Below are 19,724 nucleotides of genomic sequence, written 5' to 3'. Positions count from 1 at the left end.
CAGTTTCCTGCCTGAGAATCTTTTAAAGAATGATGATGTGAAGCGCCATGGGGCTACCAGCGTTGCAAGGTGATGTGTAATCTAAGTCTTCCACTAAGAAAAAGTTCGGTTTATTCAACAAAGCCCCGCTGCGAGCAATCCATAACACATACGCGGGGCTTCGATCATGAACTCAGTGGACAATTTAACTACTCATATGATCTTCCATTTTTCCATGTGCGGAGAAATAGATTTTACTGCGCACATACTCCCAGCATTCAGGCTTCTTCGCCCACTCCGATATCATCCTTCCATTCGCGGATTCAATCAGAAGACTATTCACCCGATGTGCTAAGCTGACAAGCCGGTTGCCCATCGTTTCCTCAATGCCCTGTTGATTCCAAATCTCTCTCAGGTCCGTTTCGTTACCATAAAGATATGAATAGGCGGCAACAGTATAGGCGGCGATATTCGCCTTAAATGCGGGGAAAAGTGAATTAATCAACTTATAGGCTTTCTTATAAATAATGGCCTGAGCGATATAATTTTTAAAAGTTTCAATATTCAGTTCATCCCCATAACGCTCAGTATCCTTGTCAATCATCGTCATTAATGCGGCAAAGTTTTTCTGTCCGCCGAGGCTGACTAAATCCGGACGCTGGAGCCAGGCACAGTGATATTTTGCGAAATCCGTTTTCGTTATCCGACGAGATGGAGGAATGGCGTCTTTTAACCGTTTAATTCCCGCTGGTGTTTTACCTTCTCGTTCCAGCATAACCTTATAACTGCCGTTTGCTCGCTCGTAAAACCAACGACTGTATCCGTCCGGGCAATACACCGTGTTTGCCATTTTTTCCAGCTGTACATGTACCGGTCGATTGGCTGACAGATCGGAAATATTGACTTTATTCTGGCTATTCGAGAAGCGCGAAATATCCGCAATTAACATCTCTTCTTGTGCATTATTCGTCTGTTTCAGCACAATGACTTTTGCGGGTACACGCACGTTACGCAGATTGGTTGCCGGAAATTTCTTTTTGGTGAAAAACATGGAAGCCGTCGTCTGCCCACCGTTGACGATCTGCATCCCCTGCATCCACGCAATACCAGGGCCACCTCCCGGTGCTTCACCAAGCCTGACCTGATCGGCAACAATCACAATGCCGTTGTTATAAGCCATAAAACGCTCAGGCTGCTCACGTAAAGTGTCACGAATCCCTTTGTTGACTTTCCCCGTCTGGCTCAGAAATGAGCGAACGTTCGCTTCCAGAATCCGGTTGCCATATTTTTCATAGATAAATCGCAGCGTCTCGCCCGGAACCACCGTCAGCGCATAATCATATTCACCCATTTCATCCGGGATCCAGACACAGGGAAGTGCGCCCCCCGCCACCTCATCAAAATTAATCTGCAGTTCGTCGCGTGGCTTACCTTCCTGCCAGTGGTTAAACAGGCGGACAATGTCCATAACCTCTAATTTAATGGTTTTACCGGCAACGTCACGGGACTGATACCAGCGGGTTTTCACCTGACCATCGGTCAGAACATAAATTCTGATTTGCTCCAGTTCCGTATAGGACTGTTCGATGGTCGTCACCAGTTGCCAGGCATCATTGGACTGATCGAGCGTGGATGATAATTTACCGTCAACGCACTTCTGCAAAAATTGAATGCAGTGACCGGCAATCGCTTTTGTCTCTGCATCCGGGACGTGGCAAAGCTCGTCGCTACCGTGATAAATGCTGACAAAAAGGTCAAGTTGATCACCATCTTCTGAGAAGGCATAACCGCTGAGACGCACATTGTGTCCACTGACTTTCGCCATAAAGTGACACGTCTCGGCATCATCGAATGTCATACCGATATCGGCCATATGACGCATAACAATATCGGTAAAAATCAGCTCCGGAAAAGGCGACTCAACCCCTGGCTGAGCCATTTGGTCCTGATATTCCTTGCGAATCTCATTCTGGGTTTGACGTAAAAAATCAATAAGTTCCATGCGGTAATCCTGCAAAGTGTGACAAGCACTGGTTAAAATCTTGGGCCTGAGGAATAAGTGTCTGGAGTTCGAGTTGATAGCACGCACTCACCACCGGCAACGGGACATTTGCATGCGTCAAAGAGGGGAAATCCGCTTCAATGGGGAGTGCGAACGCCTCTGTCAGCAAGAAATGACGTGTATAGAATTCAGCATGTTCAGTGAAATATCCGACGTGACAAAGCGATCCCTCAAAAAGACAAGCCGCCGTAGCGTTCCCCTCAAGCCGTTGACGAAGACGGCTAATGATGTCATTCAGGGTTGCACCGGTGGGATGCTCGCTGAAGCGCAAACCACACAATACAAGCGATCCTGCCCGCAGCCAGTCTAGTTGTTCAAGAGAGTGGATAGTTACGCAAAAGCCCTGCGCTGCAGTGGTGCTTTTTATCTCAATGGCGCGTTCATCAAGTGCAAAATCCTGTAGCCCATGCTGCGGTCCTATCCATGCTTCGACTGCCGTTGACGAAGCAAGACCGCTCTCGATCAACCGCTCCAGACACGTCAATTCCCCGATTAACCCAACTTCTTCTTCTTGACTAAGTGGACGGGTATCGCGCTCCATAAACGCCTGCCATAAACGAATCCGACGAAGCAGAGTTTCAAACAGGCGCGGTCTCGAAACGTTCAGGAGCGAATGGAGAATATCCAGAATCATCGTCGTAAAGACATCCACATTCCCTGTTTGCTGGCGACGGAGCATCAAACCGTTCTGCCACCCCTCCTCTGTTCCGGCCATCTCAACGCGGAATCCTTTACAAGATGGCAGCGCCGCCGACCCAGGCGAAAGAGGATGAGGAAACACGGCAATCAGCATTTCTTCATTATCAGGCTGACGACGCCCGGCATGAAAGCTACAGCCCTGGTGCGTAAAAAGCCGAATCCCACGCCAGCCCTGAGCGCCAGGCAGTTCGTCTATCTGAGATCGATCTAAGGCTTTCCAGGCCGCCAGCAGATCGTCTTTACTCAGCCGCACCATACTCTTGCTCCCATAGTACGTTGTTCACTTTGTACTCCACCGTTACTCCACTGCGGCTTCCTGGAAAACTGATGCCAAAAGCCACCACAGGTAAGGCATCGTCATGATATTCCGCTGCCGACAATGCCTGCTGCGGGTCCAGTAAGTAAATGAGCAATAAACCTTTTTGACGCTGTGCTGGAATGTCGTTAATGCCAAATCCTTTAATCCGACGCAGTACCACGCCACCTGGAACGACGGGCTCCTCTCGCCCTTCATTGCGTCCGGGATCGGCATGAAAAATACGCTGCGTTTCTTCCAGCGCAGCAAGCCAAGTTGATTCATCACAGTCAATCCCTTCATCGCGTGGGGAAAGTAAACGGCCAATGGAATAACGGTCAGTGATCCCTTCAGACGCTTTACGCATCATAAGCGGTACGGAAAAGCCGCAAACATCGTGATGACGATCGATGCCACCTCCTATCACCGCCACCGTCCATTGGGTGAGTTCATCAACACGATTCATCCGCATAACAAAATCCGCCAGTAGTTTGCTGTTAGCTTTTCTGGCCTGAGCATGGGTCTCATATTCCGTTAAGAAATCGATGATCGGCTCAGGGGAGATATTTTGCCAAATGACCCCATTCCATTTTTCAATCTTATCTCCGCGTCGTCTCTCAGGTATCGGCGCGCCAGCACCGACGCGCCCGGTCAGACGCTGGAAAGCCACGTAGTTACGCTTGTGATACTCCTGTTCTTTAAACAACGAAATCGTTTCGACCACCGTGCCGCTGAAAGAGAGCCATAGTGAACGCGCGCTACGCATTTTTAAGGGCGAGGTCACCATTAACACAGGGTGTGATTTCACTTTTAGCCCGAAATCGCGTGGGGTGCCGCCGCTGGCGACCATATTGTCAAACTCTTCCCGCAGCTCTTCTGACGCATCCGCAATGTGCTCAAACCATTCAATCAGCTCATCGGTGGTATAAAGCCGGCATACATCCAGATATCCCTGGCGATAACCAAACCAACGCCCCATCTGCATTAACGTGTCATACATGCGGGAGGCGCGTAAAAAATAACTAGTGCATAATCCCTCAAGCGTTAGCCCTCGAGCCAGTTTGTCTCCGCCAATCGCAATGACTTTTAAGCCTGTCGCACTGTCCGAATAATCAAGCGCATCCTTCGCCGTTCCGTTTATCATTCGTACCGACACGTTTTCTATCACGGTGTACAGCTTGTCGACGATCTCCTGCCATTCGAAGGCGTCGTCCGGAACCTGCTGCGGCATAACGTCGCGGATCGCCTGATTCGTCGGCAAAAAATCGGCCTGCCAGAGTGACTCAAGCTGATATAAAAAAGGTTCGTGTCCAATCCTTCGCGTCAGTCGCTGCCTCGCGTCCTGAATGTAGGCATCAATATTTTCATAAACAACCGATTGCACCTTATTGAAGCGAGTCACATGGACCAGCATCGAACTGTGTTTTTCTCCCTGACCACGTAATTCTCTGACACAGCATGCTAATAAAAAACTGTCGATGGCGTGTTTTAACGAGTCCGGGAAATGAGTTAGCGTATCCAGTGTGGGATAGTGCGAACTCTTATGAGAAACCGGCATCCACCCCCTTTTTCCGTCATCGCTACAGTGATCACTCACTCGCCTAATCAAAGGCAACTCTCCGGTCCGGCCTTCCGCGGTGGCCCGCCCAAATACCCTTGCAGGGCCGATGTAGTTAGAGGGTGCGCCGAGATTAATGATAAAGGCGGAAGGGAACAAATCCGGACCTTCGTCACGTGTTTCATTGCTCTCGTGAATAAAAATATTGGCAAAGGGCGTAGCGGTATATCCGACATACGCCTTACGGCTAAACTGCATCAACAGCTTACGAATCAGACTATTTATTGCCGTTGGCTGATGTTCAGCATCCGGTTTTCCATCGTCATCGTAGACAATTTCCCCCGTATCAACTGAGGCGTTATCCGCTTCATCATCAATCATCAGCAGCGGTAATTCCGAAACAAAACGCTTTCCGGTGATTGGGTCAACGCTGGTGGCAACATGGTTCTCAATCCAAGTATGCAGGCGCTTCAAAATAGACTTATTTTTCTTTACTACGAACAGCCAGGGCCGTTGCTCGGGGCTGATCCCCAGATTCTTAGCCACTCCGGCGCTGAAGTCGCCCTTTTCAGATCGGTTAGTGACGTAATTGGGACGAATGACAGGATCGCTATCAATATCGCCCACCCCAATAATGGTCACTTTTTCTCTGAGTGGGCTCGTCTCGTAACCAAGAAATCCTTCATCAAGACGCATTTGGGTCTGAGAGCGGAGGTTGTTATGCAAACCAGCGAGCACAATGATTATCTTATATCCCGCATCCGCGGCTTTACAGATTAGACCGGTATAGTGGCTGGTCTTCCCCGACTGAACATGGCCGACCACCAGCCCACGTCGGTCCCAACGCCCTTCCCGCCCCGGTTGCTCAAGTAATCCCAGAACACGATCCGTTGAACGGTCAAGGGTATCCAGGACTCCCCAAGGCATCGTTTTGCCAAGCCACTGGCGATATCGATGCCAGTAGCGCCACTCGCGTTTCGCATCAGCGGTCAGCCAGGGTTGATGCCCTTCGTCATTACTCAGAGAAGAATCTTCTCCCATCCAGATGCTGTAACGGCGGATCAACTCTTCGACCAGGATCTCCCGACTATCAAGGCGGCTCCACTCAGGTTTCATCTGACAAACCATATCAATATGTTGGCGCAAAATACCGGGCGTGATCGTGCTTTTATCCTGACTTTGCAGGAACGTTTGCACAATCTGCAATACACTCAGTTGCGTGTCATCCAAGGGATTAAGACTCATAGCGATTTCTCATGTTGATCGTCGGGGAGTTGTGCAATTAATTCGGGATAATTATCGAAGGGTTCCATATTTTGCAGGTGCTGTTTCGCCAGCGCCGGTGACATCGCCTGCTGTCCAACCATAGTCTGGTACATGACCTGCAATACGGACAACACCTCTGCGGGCGGTGCAGTTTCAAAACCTGTCCGCGGCGTCTCTTTTGTCTCAGCCGTATCAAGCCAGATTTGCTGAACTGGAACGGTTTCCTCAATCAGTCTTAGCATGGCCTGAATTTGTGGAGATAACTCACCGGCCTGCGAAAGGACATTGCTGATAACAGGATGTTGTAACGAAATCTGATAACGAACACCGGATGGCGTCTTCTGCGCTTGCCAGAGCTGAACAAGTTCCTCGCCGGGCTTGCGCTTATTCATTTTCCCGCGTTTTGCAAATGTCCGTACCGCACGGTCACGCGTTGATTGCGCCAGTTGGGTTAACCAAGGCCGCAGCGATACCGGTGGGCGGGCCATCGACTTACGAATATCAATCTTCCAGTCTATGTCGGCATCATTAGGGATATCCAGACGGATTCGCGCAAGGCGGTGGGTTTCATCTTTCGTCCAGGCCCGGGGACTTCCGAGTCCAAGCCAGTTGCCCGCCACCAGCAATCGCTCATTCCGGTATACATAAAATCCTTGCTGGGCCGTCCAGCCTGCCGGTCCTTGAGCCTGTTGATACTCCTGCGTCGTCAGGTGATCCTGATGCGGCAGAACATGACACTCCACCTTCACGGCAGGAGCGCCTGGCGCCATTGCCGAAGGCGAATGCCAGGGCTTGGAAGGATGCCCGCTGAGAAAGGGATCCCAGGCTTTAATTTTGCGACCATTGAGGGTTAGAGTGAGTCGGGGAGCGTTCCCCTCAAGGAATCGGTGAAATACCATCGCCAGATGTTGTTCAACGCCATCCATTAGATTGAGGAAATCTTTCTCACCGTAGCCGGGGGTGACAATTCGGTCTAAAACGTCCCACAGCACCACCGTACCGTGGGAGTCAGGTTCCGCATTTGCTAACGCCTCCTGACTTCCTGGGTCAGCGCCTTCAAGCAAATACCAACCGTCGTCCGTACTGGCGGCGAGAATGTCCAGATCCCACCGCAGGATGGTCGTTATCCCCTCTTTTTTGGAGGCGACCGTCAGACGGCGACATTGCGAAAAGGAGGCGGTTTTGAGTCCCAGACCGAAGCGGCCCAGATCGTGTCCTGAACGCTTTGTCAGCGGGTTTTTGACCCCCAGCCGCATCGCAACATCCAGTTCAGCGGCCGACATGCCGCAACCATTATCCCGAACCACGATATAGCTATCCGACTCACGCCAGTGAAAGGTCAGATCGACCTTACGGGCACCGGCACTAATGCTGTTGTCGATGATGTCTGCCAGTGCGGTGGCGGTGTTGTAACCGAGCCCTCGCAGCGCTTCGATCATAATGGCTGCATTCGGTGGCGCATGGCGCATGGCCGTCATTCTTCTTCTTCCTGCATCTCGCTCAACGCGGTTTCCCACTGTTCGACGAAGCCGCCTAATTTCGACGCCCGGCTGTGATAGCGGAGCTTACGGAGCGCTTTGGCTTCTATCTGACGTATCCTTTCTCGCGTGACATCAAACTGTTTACCCACCTCTTCCAGCGTGAAATCTTGCGTCATACCGATGCCAAAACGCATTTTTATGATCTGTGTTTCGCGTGGCAACAGCGTATTCAGAACAGATGAAATATGTTCTCTTATCTCCAGAGACTGAACGGGAGCACTGGTGAAATCCCATCTGGTCAGCAGCGCGTCTCCCGACAATGCTGCTTCGCGGTCCTGAGCGTCGTCATGAAAATCACCAATCAGCACCGTCTGTTCTTCATATTTAGCCATCTGAAGAAGTTGACGCTCTGGCAGGTCGGTCATTTCCTGCAACCGTCTGAGGGTTGGCGTTATCCCCTGGAGATGCAGCAACTGATCCCTACTGCTCCGCCAGCGCCTGAATTGCTCATAGAAGTGAACGGGTAAACGAATGAGCCGAGCCTGATCGGCAATCGCACGGGTAATCTTCTGGCGAATCCACCAAGAGGCATAGGTGGAGAATTTGAATCCACGCCTATAGTCGAATTTTTCAACGGCCTTGATCAAGCCCAGATTACCTTCCTGTATCAGGTCCTCGATATCTAATCCTCGCCCGCAGTGTTTTTTCGCAATCGCGACCACAAGACGTAAATTGGCGTGGATTAACCCCTCCCATGCGTCTCTGTAACTACTGACATACAGACTGACTTTGTGGCATTCATCAGGGATGAGCGTTTGGGCGCGCTCGACTATCTGCTGCAGGTCACGGTACTCCGGGCGAGGGATGTGAGTCTCCTGGTATTCTTCAGCTTTCCCACTTCTCAGCAGAATGAGCAGATCGTTAAAGGTGATGGCGTCATCGTCATCGGCTGCGGAAGAGATATCCTCATCCGCTTCTTCCGCGTCGTCTTCCTCTTCAGTAACCTCAGGCGATGTCGAGGGAAGGCAATTCGGATGCAGCAACTGTAGATATTCTGCTTCAGGTAATCTCACCAGGATCGTCATCAAGTTGATAAGCGCCGTATCCATGCGCTGCCCGAGTCGCTCTTCCTTTGTTTTATCGACGACATCCCATTGGCGAATGTCCAAAAGATAGCGTTCAAATATGCCGGACTGCCGCAATGCACCGAAAGCGTCAAACCATGGCTCGAGATCATCACTCGCCGCTAATTCCCAACAGGCATCACTTTCCGGGAAAGCATCATCGCTATCCACAATCAAAGGTAAGTCCTTGATCAATGCCTCTACGCTGACCTGGAATTCAGGCCACGGCATGCCGAAATCATCTTCCCCGGCAGACCTGATGTCACGAACAGAGACACGACCGGCATCCAGTGCGCTAGTGAGCAACGTTGAGAAATGGGGATAATTTTGCGGAGAGAGAGAAACTGGCGTCGGCGGGTCTGGAAGCGAGAGTTCGATATCGATCCACTCAGCCGCGTTATCTATAGGGCGATAGTGGGATAACAATCGCTGAGCCTCAGCGGAAGCGTGTCGTAATGTCAGATTATCATCGGCGGGTTCCGATTCGATTTCAGCATCCCACTGCATAAAATCCATTGCGTCTTCGGTTTCGGGTAGTTCTGTTTCAACATCGGCTTCAATTACAACCTCAATGTTTGCCTCATCATCTAACCCCACTGCTAGTTGCTGCCCGGCAGACGGAGGAGATTTCCGATAACGAGCTAACAGATCACGCAGCGTTTGCTCCTGCGCGAGGTCACTGGCGCGAAACCCGAGGTTGTTTTGATGCTCAACATCGACACCCGCGCACAACAACATTTCGCAAATAGCGAAATGCCCATTCTGGGCCGCAATCATCAATGGGCTATTTCCCAGAGAATCTCGTGAATCTTTCGGCAATCCCCTGCTGAGATGAAACTCCACCACGGAGGCGACTCCGCTTTTTAGCGCACGAATAAGTAGAGGGGGGATGCGATAAAACTCAGAAACAGAGCGATGCATGCTGACAGCCTTTCCTTGTAAACCACACCCGCGGAAATGCAATCTATCTTATATGGAGAAAATCGAATTTGGTACTGTATATATAAGCAACATATCATTTTTGGTGATCTTCATCGCCAATTGGGCTTTGATGAAAAAATCGAGCTTTGGCTGAGCTGAAGGAACTGTTAAAGCATTTGCTGACAACACATGCAGTCATGTAGTAAACCAGAGGTTCAGAACCACCAATTGTCACACCGACAAAAAGCCCTGCTCAACCTTGGCTCAATGGCTTTCTGGCTGGATGACGAGGCCATTATGTCTCATAGGAATGAAGTGGTTTAGTGAATTTGGCCACCTGAGCAGAAGTGCTTTACTCACCTCAGAACAACACAGGTAAGTCTCCCTCTCAAGGAGGCCTACCTGTGCTTTGCTATATCTATATGACTGCAAAGTTACGAGTTTGACTGGAAATCTTCGATTATCTTCTGATTGTAATCATCCAGATACTTTTGCAGTTCATCCCTGTCGATCAGACGTACCAAGGCTGACTCAGCTAACTCTTTAGCAGAGCGTGTGAAGTAGGAATTAGTCACAACCATCGCCTCATCACAACCATAGAACGTTTTTGCAGAGATCACCTGCTGCACCGCCGAGTTACCTACAGAACCAGAATAATTTTTCGCCTGAATAACCATACCCTTACCAAATCGAGTGACGAAAAGATCTGCACCCTGATCTTGCGTTCTCTTAGTTTCTTTGACGTCATAACCCATAGTCTGGAATATTTCCACAAGGAAATCTTCGAACTGGAAACCGTCCATTGCATCAACTAAATACATGGTGACGAATTTATTAGGGTTAAAATGCTCAAGGCGTATAGCTAATCTATCAACCAGAATATCAAAATAAATACGTTCGCACACAGCTAAGTATTTTTTTACTTCATCAAATAAAACCAAAGGGACACCAGGCGTGGCCTCCGCTTTTTCATTGAATTCTACTGATGAGAACTCTATCTTATTGCGCCATATATAGAATAAAAATAATGAAAGATCTGCCCGAAAAGTGGTACCCGCTTCCTCAATCCATGACCTCAAGGATTCAGTAACTGTAGATTTAACATGCCGTTTAACTTCCTTAGCGAAACCATAATATAGAGCGTTAAATGACGTGGTAAGGAGTAGTTTATCTAATAGCTCAGGTAATTCCTCAAGCTCATTGAACCCTTTTCTGACCAACACCTCACGGAAAAGTTGTAATTCGGAGTATGTACCATTATCTGTTGAGAAATCTGCTTCCGATTTATTATTATGTGAGAATCTGGAAGTGTAAATGAAGTTAGTAAAATATGGATCCTTTAAACTGGAGTATTTTTCGAGAACATTTTCAAGCAATTGATTAAGCTGAGTTTGTTCTTTTTTCTTCCCAAACAGATCTTTCAGTACACCCTTTGAACGATACTGAAACTCCGGATAAAACGATGGATTCAATGGCGTCATACGTTGTATATCTACTGCTTGTGCGGTCGATGATGCTGAACCCCATGCAGTTGTTTTAACAGGTGAAACTCCGCTACACCAGGGACAATTAACCTCAAAAGTCGTTCTACTGCACGTATTACACTGATAAATCATTTGAATATTCTCCTTTTATTTCAATATCTTTTCATTCGATACTTTAATTCCCAGCCTAATAATCCCCAAGTTAAAGCAGAGCGTTTTCACTCAGTGATGTTACTTATGTTCTTATTTTTGAGTCAATCCACTTAGTCATATCCTTAAGAAGTACCAGTGCATCTTTTTTGCTTCTCGTATTCCCCCAAAAGCTCAGCTCAAGTACTTGTCCCTTCCCTGTAATTAATACCTCGTAGTCTTCAGGGCTGGCAGTTGGAATAAAATTACCAGTACTTAAAGCAACTCGTATTTCTTCTTTTAGTGCATTAACTTCAGAGTAATCATCTGAATGTATCCAACCATTTACGTAGAATTCTGCTTCACCTCTTCCATCTTCATTAGGGCGGTAAACTAGTGTAACTCCTGTTTTACCTTGCCCCCAGCATCCTGGCATAAGATGAATTGCTTTATAGTAACCCTTCCAGTTATTAATTCCTGTTGCTATATGAATATCAGGCAGTACTTCTGAGACAACCGATTTCGCTTCCTCCGTGATTGCATTTTGGTACATTTCCAGCAATTTAACCGACTTTATCAAAGCCGAGAAATTTTCAGTAACAAACTCAACATTTTTATCAGATACATTATCCATACCAGCCTCACTCAATTTTTTAAGATGACTTAAAAACTCCTGATAAAAAACTGTCCACTTGCTGAAATCTTGATTCATCATCTCTAACCCCAGACGTCGGATGGCGCTTTCCAGCAGCAATGAATAATTGATCAGTCGCCAACCGTCTACGCCTTTAGCGCAGTTACCATCAGGCTTTAATATACAACGAAAAAGATTTTGATTGTTGCCGCCGTAGCTATCAATGAGACTTACATAGCTGGGAAAAGGATTATATGTATCAGCCAAAACTTTATGCTCAATACCTATGATGAATTCATCATGTCTGATAAGAATATCAAGATATTTCCCATCCTCTGTTCTGGCCTCTCTCATTAATTCCAGAGAGGTGAAATCAATTTCATCAACATCGAGGGAATCATCCAGGCAACATAACAATGCTTTTAGCAACCATGGCGGCACCATTTTCTGGGCTCCCATAAACAAAGCCATCAAATCCGTTGTTGGGTTTTCGAGATATCCGGAACCTCCCAATTCAAAAAAATTGAATTCAACATCATCCTCAACCGAGATGCCTTTGAGTTGTTCAATAAATTCGATAGCCAACGCTTCAGAATGCAATATAACCTCCCTTTAACAATCATGTTTACTATGCCATTTGTTTGATATTTTAGTTATTGAAAACTGTCAACATTAATCAATATCTATGCAGAAAACTCAAACATTATTCATTAATCCTCTTGCGGACAATATTTATCTCTATCGCCATTTTAATTTCATGTTTCTGGGATTGTATAATCCTGATATCTTTTTCCATACTTTCAATTAAAACATTAAGTGTTTTTCTTTTTTCAGGGTCATTTTCATATTTTAACTTTACCTCCGACTCAATCATTTTCATTCTTATTGCATGAATTTGTTCGTTAAGAGGTTTTGTTTTTTCATTTATGATTCTGTTTTTCTCATTGAACCAGTGCATGCCTTCATTAAAACGTTCCAGCCCGGCATTTGTATCATTTAGCACCCTGGCTACGACATTTGATACTTCTCCTGATTTACTCTTTCTTTTACCGAGAAGTTTCATTAATAATCCAGAAACAACAATCACCGGAATAGCCACATAAGTTAAACAGACACCAACATAGCTGACAGTTAGTAATGTCAGGACATAAAGAATCAGAGTGGTATAAAAAATATACTTTGATACTGAATACATAACTTCCCCGATTAGTTTCTAAATTAGAATAAGCCCCAAAATCACATATCAGCCAACAACATCCCAGCCATCCCGTCCAGCCGTTTCTTAACCTTTTCCCAGCCCGGCATAACCTGCCCCATCAGACGGTAAAACTCCTCGCTGTGGTTGTGCTCAGCAACATGGCATAACTCATGTAGCAAGACATAGTCGATACATTCTGAGGATGCCTTAACCAGCCATGGATTCAGGGTCAGACAGCCTTTTGCTGAACAGTTACCCCATTGCGTTTGCATCGCCCGCAAACGTATCGGGGGACGCTCACTAACCCAAAGGGTCTGCGGTATCAATAAATCTAGTCTGCGTTGGAAGACATCTCTGGCGCGTTCCCGATACCATTCGGCCAGCAACGCTTTAACTTTTTCTGCCGATTTGTGCCTGACCGACACTTCCAGTCGCCCACGCAACATTTTCACTCGTTGCGGCACCGTAGCGTCTTCTGTCACTTTCAACTGATATTGCCTGCCAAGATAGTAATGGCTTTCTCCGCTGACATACTGACGCGGAACAATGTGCGTCTGTTGCTCCCTGAAATCACGCAGTTGCTGGTATATCCAGCGACTTCTTTTTTTCAGCGCAGACAACACCTCGTGCTCCGGTGTTTCTGGCGGTACAGAGGCCACAACCCGGCAGTCCGGATGCACCTTGATGAGCACCCTGCCCTTAACGACCTGACGCGGAACACACTGTATGGCAATGGCTTCATCACCATAGACAATGCGTATAGCTTTCATTGCTGGCGACTCTTTTTCACTCATGATTTCATCAAACCAACGCGCAGTATCTGGATGATAGTTTCCACAATACGGTTTACCTGGTTCATTCCGGCCCCTATTTCCCGGCAGGCCGTAAACAGCAGCGGTAAGAGATTTGTCTTGACTGCTTTCTCGATATCCTGAGGGTTCAGGGAGTTTTCTGCCACTGCTTTGACGATAATGCAGTCCACTTCAAAAGCCAGCTTCGTCCACTTCTCCTGCACCTGAATGTCGTTAATCGCAAAAACCTCCGGTAGCTCTTTTTTAAATACACCGTAATACGCCTGAGCATGCTTGTTTACCGCCAGTGCATCCGGGATATCGCCGAGCTTACGGGCTTCAACTTTTTCTTCAAACTCACGGAATAGGAGGTATTGTTTCAGTGGATGGTCGAACAGTTTTTCAGCCTCTTCGATTGCCATGCGCAGGAGTTTGGAAAAGGCCTCCTGAGCATACGGGTCGTCACGCAGCTCCTGCTCAATCATCTTTGTCACACGGGTTTTGATGATGTCGGTTTCATTGCGGGTTTTATTGTTGTCCCACTCTTCGGGCTTTTCACTCTTGCCCATTTTACCGACTTCATACACGCCATCCGGTTCACGAACCTCAACGCCGGTGACATGCTTATCCAGCAGTTTTTTCACCTGCTCAGCGTAGTCGTCATAATTGACCTGCTCGCCGCTGACCTGCATTGCCCACTGTCGCAGGCTGGACATCTGTTTTACGGTTTCTTTATAGAGATTTCGGTCTTGTTCCGTAAAGCTCTTATCGGTGAAGAAGGTAGCGGACTGCAGTGCCACTTTCAGGCATCCGGCAAAGGCCGTTAACACCTCGAAGAAATCATCACGGGTTTTCTGATGGATATCGACCATCTCTCCGTCACGTTCTTCCATTTTAGGCACCAGTACCGCACGTAACTGCTCAGTATCATTTTTGTTTTTGACACCAGCAAATATGGCCCACAGCTGGTTATACAGATGCGGCAGGCGCTTGTATTCAGAGCTCATGGCGCTGTACAGCCCGTCAATATCTTTGATGTCGTATCCTCCCTGGGTTCGGGAGGCGAGATCCTGATATTTACCGATAGTGGTGTCCAGCTCAGCCAGAATGCCGCGATAATCAATCAGCAGGCCAAACTTTTTCAGTGGATGCAGTCGGTTCACCCGGGCAATCGCCTGGATTAGGTTGTGGGACTTAAGCGGTTTGTCGATATACAGCACGGTATTCTTCGGTTCATCAAACCCGGTGAGCAGTTTATCAACTACGATCAGCAATTTGAGCTTATCATCGGTATCGAAACGGCTAATGATATTGCGGGTATACACAGACTCATCCTGGGTGCCGACGTTATCCTTCCACCATTTCGTCACTTCCGGTAGTTTGCTTTCATCTACCTCGGTGTTCCCTTCCCTGGTATCCGGCGGGCTGATCACCACTGCTGATTCAAACAACCCGGCTTCATCAAGATACTTTTTATACTTAATGGCGGAGATTTTGCTGTCGCAGGCAAGTTGCCCTTTCAGCCCGTCATTAATGTATTTCGAAAAGTGAGTGGCGATATCCAGCGCGATCAGTCGGATGCGGTCATCTGCACTGTAAACCTCACCTTTACGGGCGTATTTACGCTTAAGGTCGTCTTTTTGCGCTTCACTTAACCCATCGGTAATACGGTCAAACCACGCATCTATTGCCCGGTCGTTTACCTCAAGATCAGGAATACGTTCCTCATAAAGCAGAGGCGTCACGGCCTGATCTTCTACCGCCCGCTGCATGGTATAAGCATGGACAATCGGCCCGAATTTATTGGTGGTCTTATCTTCTTTTAGTAATGGCGTTCCAGTAAATGCCACAAAGGCGGCGTTCGGCAGTGCCAGTTTCATTCGCACATGGTTCTCCCCCCCCTGGCTACGGTGTCCTTCATCAATCAGAACGATGATGTCGGGGCTGGTGTTGACGCATTCAGGCAATTTTGTCGCTGAGTTAAATTTCTGGATAAGGGTAAAGATTATACGTTCTTTACCAGAGCCAATTTGCAGTGCAAGCTTCTGACCTGAGGTCGCCATCGCTTTGGCCTTATCATCCTTCCCGGCCAGTTCTCCACCAGAAGCGAAAGTACCGCTGAGCTGCCCTTCAAGATCGACACGGTCCGTCACCACCACAATGCGACACTGCTTCAGGCTGTCATGAAGGATCAGCGCCTTGCTGAGGAAAACCATGGTGTACGATTTACCTGACCCCGTGGTATGCCAGATCACCCCACCTTCCCTGCCCCCATCCGGTCTGCGAATACTGATGCGTTCCAGCAGTCTTTTAATCCCGAACACCTGCTGATAGCGGGCGACAATCTTGCCGGTCTTTTTATCAAACAGGGTGAAGAAGCGGGTCATCTCCAGCAGACGTTCCGGCGAAAGCAGGCTGATAAGCAGCTTATCCTGTCCACTGACAGCCAGTTCACCAGCGGCTACTAACTGTTGGTACCAGTCGAGATCGGCTGAAGGACGATGATCAAACAACGCATGAATTTGTTCAGTCGATAACTTATGGTTGCGCAGCGCATACATCTGCGCGTCAGTAATATCTTCTTCGCGCCATGCCGCCCAGAATTTCATTGGTGTATGACAGGTACCGTAGCGCCCGTCATGCCCGTTAATCGACAGTAATATCTGGCTGTAGGCAAACAGCTGCGGGATTTCATCATTGAGCTGATTTCGGATACTCTGGGATATCCCCTCGTCAATGGTTGGCCCTTTCTTGCCGTGACCAGCCGGGCTTTTCGCTTCAATAACAGCCAGCGGAATACCATTAACAAAACAGACAATATCCGGTCTGCGGGTTTCAACACCGCCTGACCGCAATACCGTAAATTCTTCAGTAAAGTGGAACTGGTTATTTTCCGGATGTTCCCAGTCAATCAGCGCAATGGTGGGGTTGACCTTCTTACCATCGACAAACTCGGTCACGGCGATCCCGTAGAGCAGATGGTTATACATCCGCTCATTGGCTTTCAGCAGCCCTTCGTTCAACGCCGGAGAACAAACCTGCGATATCAGGTTATCCAGTGCCTTTTCCGATAACTGGCAAGTTTTACCGCTCGCCATAAAGGAACGCTTCGACAACGCCTCACGCAGAACCGGACGCAGCACCACCTCATCCTGTTTATAACCACGATAACCCATGATCTGTTTCGGGGATAAAAACGTCCAGCCAAGGCTGGTTAGTAATGTCAGCGCAGGAATTTTGGCGCTGTATTCTTCCTGGAACTTTGGCGTGTACGTCTGGTTCATGAGCTTTCCTTGTTCTTCGCGTTAAGCACTCACGGCTTCTTCAGCTTCTACTTTGACACGACGTTTCCCGGTCAGTAATTGCTGCATCAGGGCTTTTTTCTCGTCTTTCAGGCAGGCGATTTTTTTCTCCAAGGTGGAGATTTCGGCGTCGGCAGCGGACAGGACAGCGGCGATTTTTTGTTGTTCAGCTAATGAGGGTATACTAAATCCCATCGTTTTAAATTCTGTTTTGCTGATTTTCGGTAGGCCTGTACCACTTTTTATTTTATCTATTTCTTTTTGACCAACATCGCTATCTAGTAAATAGTAAATGAACTTAGAATCATTTTGATGATTCACTCTCAACACTACTAAATTTGGCGCAACAGTAGCTGGCTTACTCAATTTTGGCATATAGTAAACCCTACCTAAATCACCGATATTTACAAAAAGAATATCACCTTCATAAAGATTGGATTTTTTAAGAAACTCATAACTTTTTTTGTCAACCCACTTCAAATTATCATTCTTAAATCTCGCAGATAAATCAGTTTGTCTCACATAGTGAGCAAAATCTTCATCATCTGATACTGAAACATTTTCTCTTAACGAGGCAAAGCTACCACTGGCGACATAATCAGTAATAATGCTAAATACTGAGGCTATTGATAGATATGACCAATTCGCATGGAATCTTTCGCCATTCTCACTAAATAGTCTTTTCTTCCCTGTTAGCAATTGTTGCATCAGGGATTTTTTCTGCTGCTGGCTGTTGGCGAGAAGCTTTTCCGTCACCGCAATTGCCTTATCCCAAGTTGACAGAATTTGGGCGATTTTTTTCTGTTCAGGAAGAGGGGGAAGAACTACAGGTAAAGCTAACAGCTTCTCTCTCGTAAGATGAGCAATACTTGTTCGAGTTGTGTAATCATCCAGTAACTTTGTTCCAGCAATACTCTCAATATAGGCTTGAAAAAAATAAGGACTAACTTTTCCTTTGCTACGAAGTCGATGTAACGCTTTTTGATAATAAATATGTTCTTCTTGGCCCTGCCAAATTGCGCAACGCCCGACCTCACCACCTTCACACATAACGATATCATCAACTCTTAACGAAAATTTATTAATTTCTCTTTCATTAAAAAACATCGTATTTAGGTTTGATAGTTCAAAGCTTCCCCATTTGACATTGGAGTTGCCCAAATATTTAAACTGAGGTCCTTTTGCCTTTGCCTCTTTATTAAGCATTTTCCCAAGCTGGACCTCAAATAAGTCACTTACATGTACGATTGACCACCCCTTAGGCACCATAACCCAACTCCTTCAGATACCCCGCCATCTCCGTTTCCAGTTTCGCCAGTTCCGCCTTCAATTCCTCGCGTTCAACGCGAACAGCCAATAAATCAATCTCATCCTCTTCCTCGAAAGTATCAACATAGCGTGGAATATTGAGGTTATAGTCGTTGTCCTGAATCTCTTTCAGGCTGGCAAGGTAGGCATATTTCTCGACGTTATCGCCTTCTTGATAGGTTTTAACGATCTTCTGGATATTTTCTACGCTGAGTTGGTTCTGATTTTTACCCGCCTTAAATTCGCGGCTGGCGTCAATAAACAGCACCTTGTCATCCACTTTCTGCTTCTTGAAAATCAGAATCGCAGCGGGAATACCCGTACCGTAGAACAGTTTTTCAGGCAGGCCAATCACAGCATCCAGCAGATTTTCATCAATCAGTTTCTGGCGAATTTTACCTTCGCTGGAGCCACGGAACAGCACACCGTGTGGTACGACTACGCCCATACGACCTGTCCCCGGTTTCAGGGTTTCTATCATATGCGAGATAAAGGCGTAATCGCCTTTAGTCTTCGGCGGCACACCGCGACGGAAACGACCAAACTTATCGTTCTCGGCCTCGTCATGTCCCCACTTATCCAGGCTGAACGGCGGGTTAGCGGTCACTATATCAAACAGCATCAGGTCGCCATTTTTATCGAGCAGCTTCGGGTTACGAATGGTATCGCCCCATTCGATTTTATGGTTGTCTTCCCCGTGCAGGAACATATTCATTTTCGCCAGCGACCACGTAGAACCGATCGCTTCCTGACCAAACAACGCATAATTACGGCTGTCATGCCCGGAGACAATTTTACGCCCACACTTCATTAACAACGAACCAGAACCACAGGCAGGGTCACAGATGGTGTCACCCGGTTGCGGATCAAGCAGTTCAGCAATCAGGTCCGAGACCTCCGGAGGGGTATAGAACTCACCGGCCTTCTGTCCACCACTGGCAGCAAAGTTTTTGATCAGATATTCATAGGCATTACCGATAACGTCCAGCGTACCTACACGGCTTGGCTTCAGGTTAAGATCTTCACCGGCATAGTCTTCCAGCAGCTGGCGCAGGATGGTGTTCTTCTGTTTTTCTTCACCCAAGCGGTCAGTGTTAAACGAAATATCCTGGAACACGCTTTTCCCGGCATCTTTCAGTTTGGTGCCGTTGGCTTCTTCAATAGCGTGTAGTGCCTGATCAATACGCTCACCGTTACCCGGCTCATGACGGCGTTCATACAGCGCATAAAAGCTGGCGCTTTTCGGTAACACAAAACGCTCGTTTGCCATCATGGCTTCAATCAGCTCCGGCGCATCGCCATAATGTTCTTTATATTCGTCATAGTGATCCTGCCAGACATCAGAAATGTACTTGAGGAACAGCATGGTAAGGATAAAGTCTTTATAGGTATCAGCACTGATGGTGCCACGGAACGTATCACACGCGGCCCACAGGGCTTTATTGATCGTATCCTGACTGATTTTGTCGTTCATGAATCATCCTGGTATGAGA

General features: G+C 47.5%; 12 protein-coding genes. All 12 read right to left on the bottom strand.

All coding sequences use genetic code 11. From position 1 onward, the window contains the following. Positions 1-184 precede the first annotated feature (184 nt). Positions 185-1,981: an MZA anti-phage system associated AIPR family protein MzaE gene (gene mzaE / locus ACVCAM_RS08965; RefSeq protein ID WP_407223491.1), complete on the bottom strand. Its 1,797-nt coding sequence runs from the start codon at positions 1,979-1,981 to the stop codon at positions 185-187. Further along, on the bottom strand, positions 1,968-2,996 hold the full coding sequence (mzaD, locus tag ACVCAM_RS08960) for an MZA anti-phage system associated PD-(D/E)XK motif protein MzaD (RefSeq protein ID WP_447093575.1): 1,029 nt from the start codon (positions 2,994-2,996) through the stop codon (positions 1,968-1,970). Before mzaD ends, mzaE begins: the two co-directional genes overlap by 14 nt. Continuing rightward, a complete protein-coding gene (gene mzaC / locus ACVCAM_RS08955; protein ID WP_025912266.1) occupies positions 2,980-5,838 on the bottom strand; it encodes an MZA anti-phage system associated Z1 domain-containing protein MzaC in 2,859 nt (952 codons plus the stop codon). Before mzaC ends, mzaD begins: the two co-directional genes overlap by 17 nt. Beyond that, positions 5,835-7,337, bottom strand: a complete 1,503-nt coding sequence (mzaB, locus tag ACVCAM_RS08950; RefSeq protein WP_032667403.1) for an MZA anti-phage system associated ATPase MzaB — start codon at positions 7,335-7,337, stop codon at positions 5,835-5,837. The genes mzaC and mzaB overlap by 4 nt, the downstream gene beginning before the upstream one ends. Next, the gene (locus tag ACVCAM_RS08945; protein WP_407223492.1) at positions 7,334-9,385 is read right to left on the bottom strand and encodes a sigma-70 family RNA polymerase sigma factor; all 2,052 of its coding nucleotides are present in this window, start codon (positions 9,383-9,385) and stop codon (positions 7,334-7,336) included. The genes mzaB and ACVCAM_RS08945 overlap by 4 nt, the downstream gene beginning before the upstream one ends. A gap of 434 nt (positions 9,386-9,819) precedes the next feature. Beyond that, positions 9,820-11,001, bottom strand: coding sequence for a restriction endonuclease (locus ACVCAM_RS08940; protein WP_407223493.1), 1,182 nt, complete (start codon positions 10,999-11,001; stop codon positions 9,820-9,822). 103 nt (positions 11,002-11,104) lie between these two features. Next, entirely contained in the window at positions 11,105-12,232 is a 1,128-nt protein-coding gene (locus ACVCAM_RS08935) for a PD-(D/E)XK nuclease family protein (protein WP_025912263.1), read from the bottom strand. Between the two features lie 103 nt (positions 12,233-12,335). Then, complete coding sequence (locus ACVCAM_RS08930) at positions 12,336-12,827, bottom strand: hypothetical protein (protein ID WP_155267964.1); 492 nt, start codon at positions 12,825-12,827, stop codon at positions 12,336-12,338. 41 nt (positions 12,828-12,868) lie between these two features. After that, positions 12,869-13,624 carry a M48 family metallopeptidase gene (locus tag ACVCAM_RS08925; protein ID WP_025912261.1) on the bottom strand — a complete coding sequence of 252 codons (756 nt, stop codon included), beginning with the start codon at positions 13,622-13,624 and terminating at the stop codon, positions 12,869-12,871. Beyond that, positions 13,621-16,905 carry a type I restriction endonuclease subunit R gene (locus ACVCAM_RS08920; protein ID WP_047747332.1) on the bottom strand — a complete coding sequence of 1,095 codons (3,285 nt, stop codon included), beginning with the start codon at positions 16,903-16,905 and terminating at the stop codon, positions 13,621-13,623. The genes ACVCAM_RS08925 and ACVCAM_RS08920 overlap by 4 nt, the downstream gene beginning before the upstream one ends. Positions 16,906-16,926: 21 nt before the next feature. Then, complete coding sequence (locus ACVCAM_RS08915; protein ID WP_025912259.1) at positions 16,927-18,192, bottom strand: restriction endonuclease subunit S; 1,266 nt, start codon at positions 18,190-18,192, stop codon at positions 16,927-16,929. Beyond that, entirely contained in the window at positions 18,182-19,705 is a 1,524-nt protein-coding gene (locus ACVCAM_RS08910) for a type I restriction-modification system subunit M (protein WP_407223494.1), read from the bottom strand. The genes ACVCAM_RS08915 and ACVCAM_RS08910 overlap by 11 nt, the downstream gene beginning before the upstream one ends. Positions 19,706-19,724 lie beyond the last annotated feature (19 nt).

This window comes from Enterobacter sp. CFEC122 (genome assembly GCF_052983755.1).
The sequence above is the reverse complement of the archived record's forward strand: the minus strand, read 5'-3'. Positions and strand labels throughout refer to the sequence as shown.

Coding starts and splice junctions, on each gene's coding strand:
- mzaC (WP_025912266.1), bottom strand. CDS start 5,838: ATGAGTCTTAATCCCTTGGATGACACGCAACTGAGTGTATTGCAGATT.
- ACVCAM_RS08925 (WP_025912261.1), bottom strand. CDS start 13,624: ATGAGTGAAAAAGAGTCGCCAGCAATGAAAGCTATACGCATTGTCTAT.
- mzaB (WP_032667403.1), bottom strand. CDS start 7,337: ATGACGGCCATGCGCCATGCGCCACCGAATGCAGCCATTATGATCGAA.
- ACVCAM_RS08915 (WP_025912259.1), bottom strand. CDS start 18,192: ATGGTGCCTAAGGGGTGGTCAATCGTACATGTAAGTGACTTATTTGAG.
- ACVCAM_RS08920 (WP_047747332.1), bottom strand. CDS start 16,905: ATGAACCAGACGTACACGCCAAAGTTCCAGGAAGAATACAGCGCCAAA.
- mzaE (WP_407223491.1), bottom strand. CDS start 1,981: ATGGAACTTATTGATTTTTTACGTCAAACCCAGAATGAGATTCGCAAG.
- mzaD (WP_447093575.1), bottom strand. CDS start 2,996: ATGGTGCGGCTGAGTAAAGACGATCTGCTGGCGGCCTGGAAAGCCTTA.
- ACVCAM_RS08930 (WP_155267964.1), bottom strand. CDS start 12,827: ATGTATTCAGTATCAAAGTATATTTTTTATACCACTCTGATTCTTTAT.
- ACVCAM_RS08940 (WP_407223493.1), bottom strand. CDS start 11,001: ATGATTTATCAGTGTAATACGTGCAGTAGAACGACTTTTGAGGTTAAT.
- ACVCAM_RS08910 (WP_407223494.1), bottom strand. CDS start 19,705: ATGAACGACAAAATCAGTCAGGATACGATCAATAAAGCCCTGTGGGCC.
- ACVCAM_RS08945 (WP_407223492.1), bottom strand. CDS start 9,385: ATGCATCGCTCTGTTTCTGAGTTTTATCGCATCCCCCCTCTACTTATT.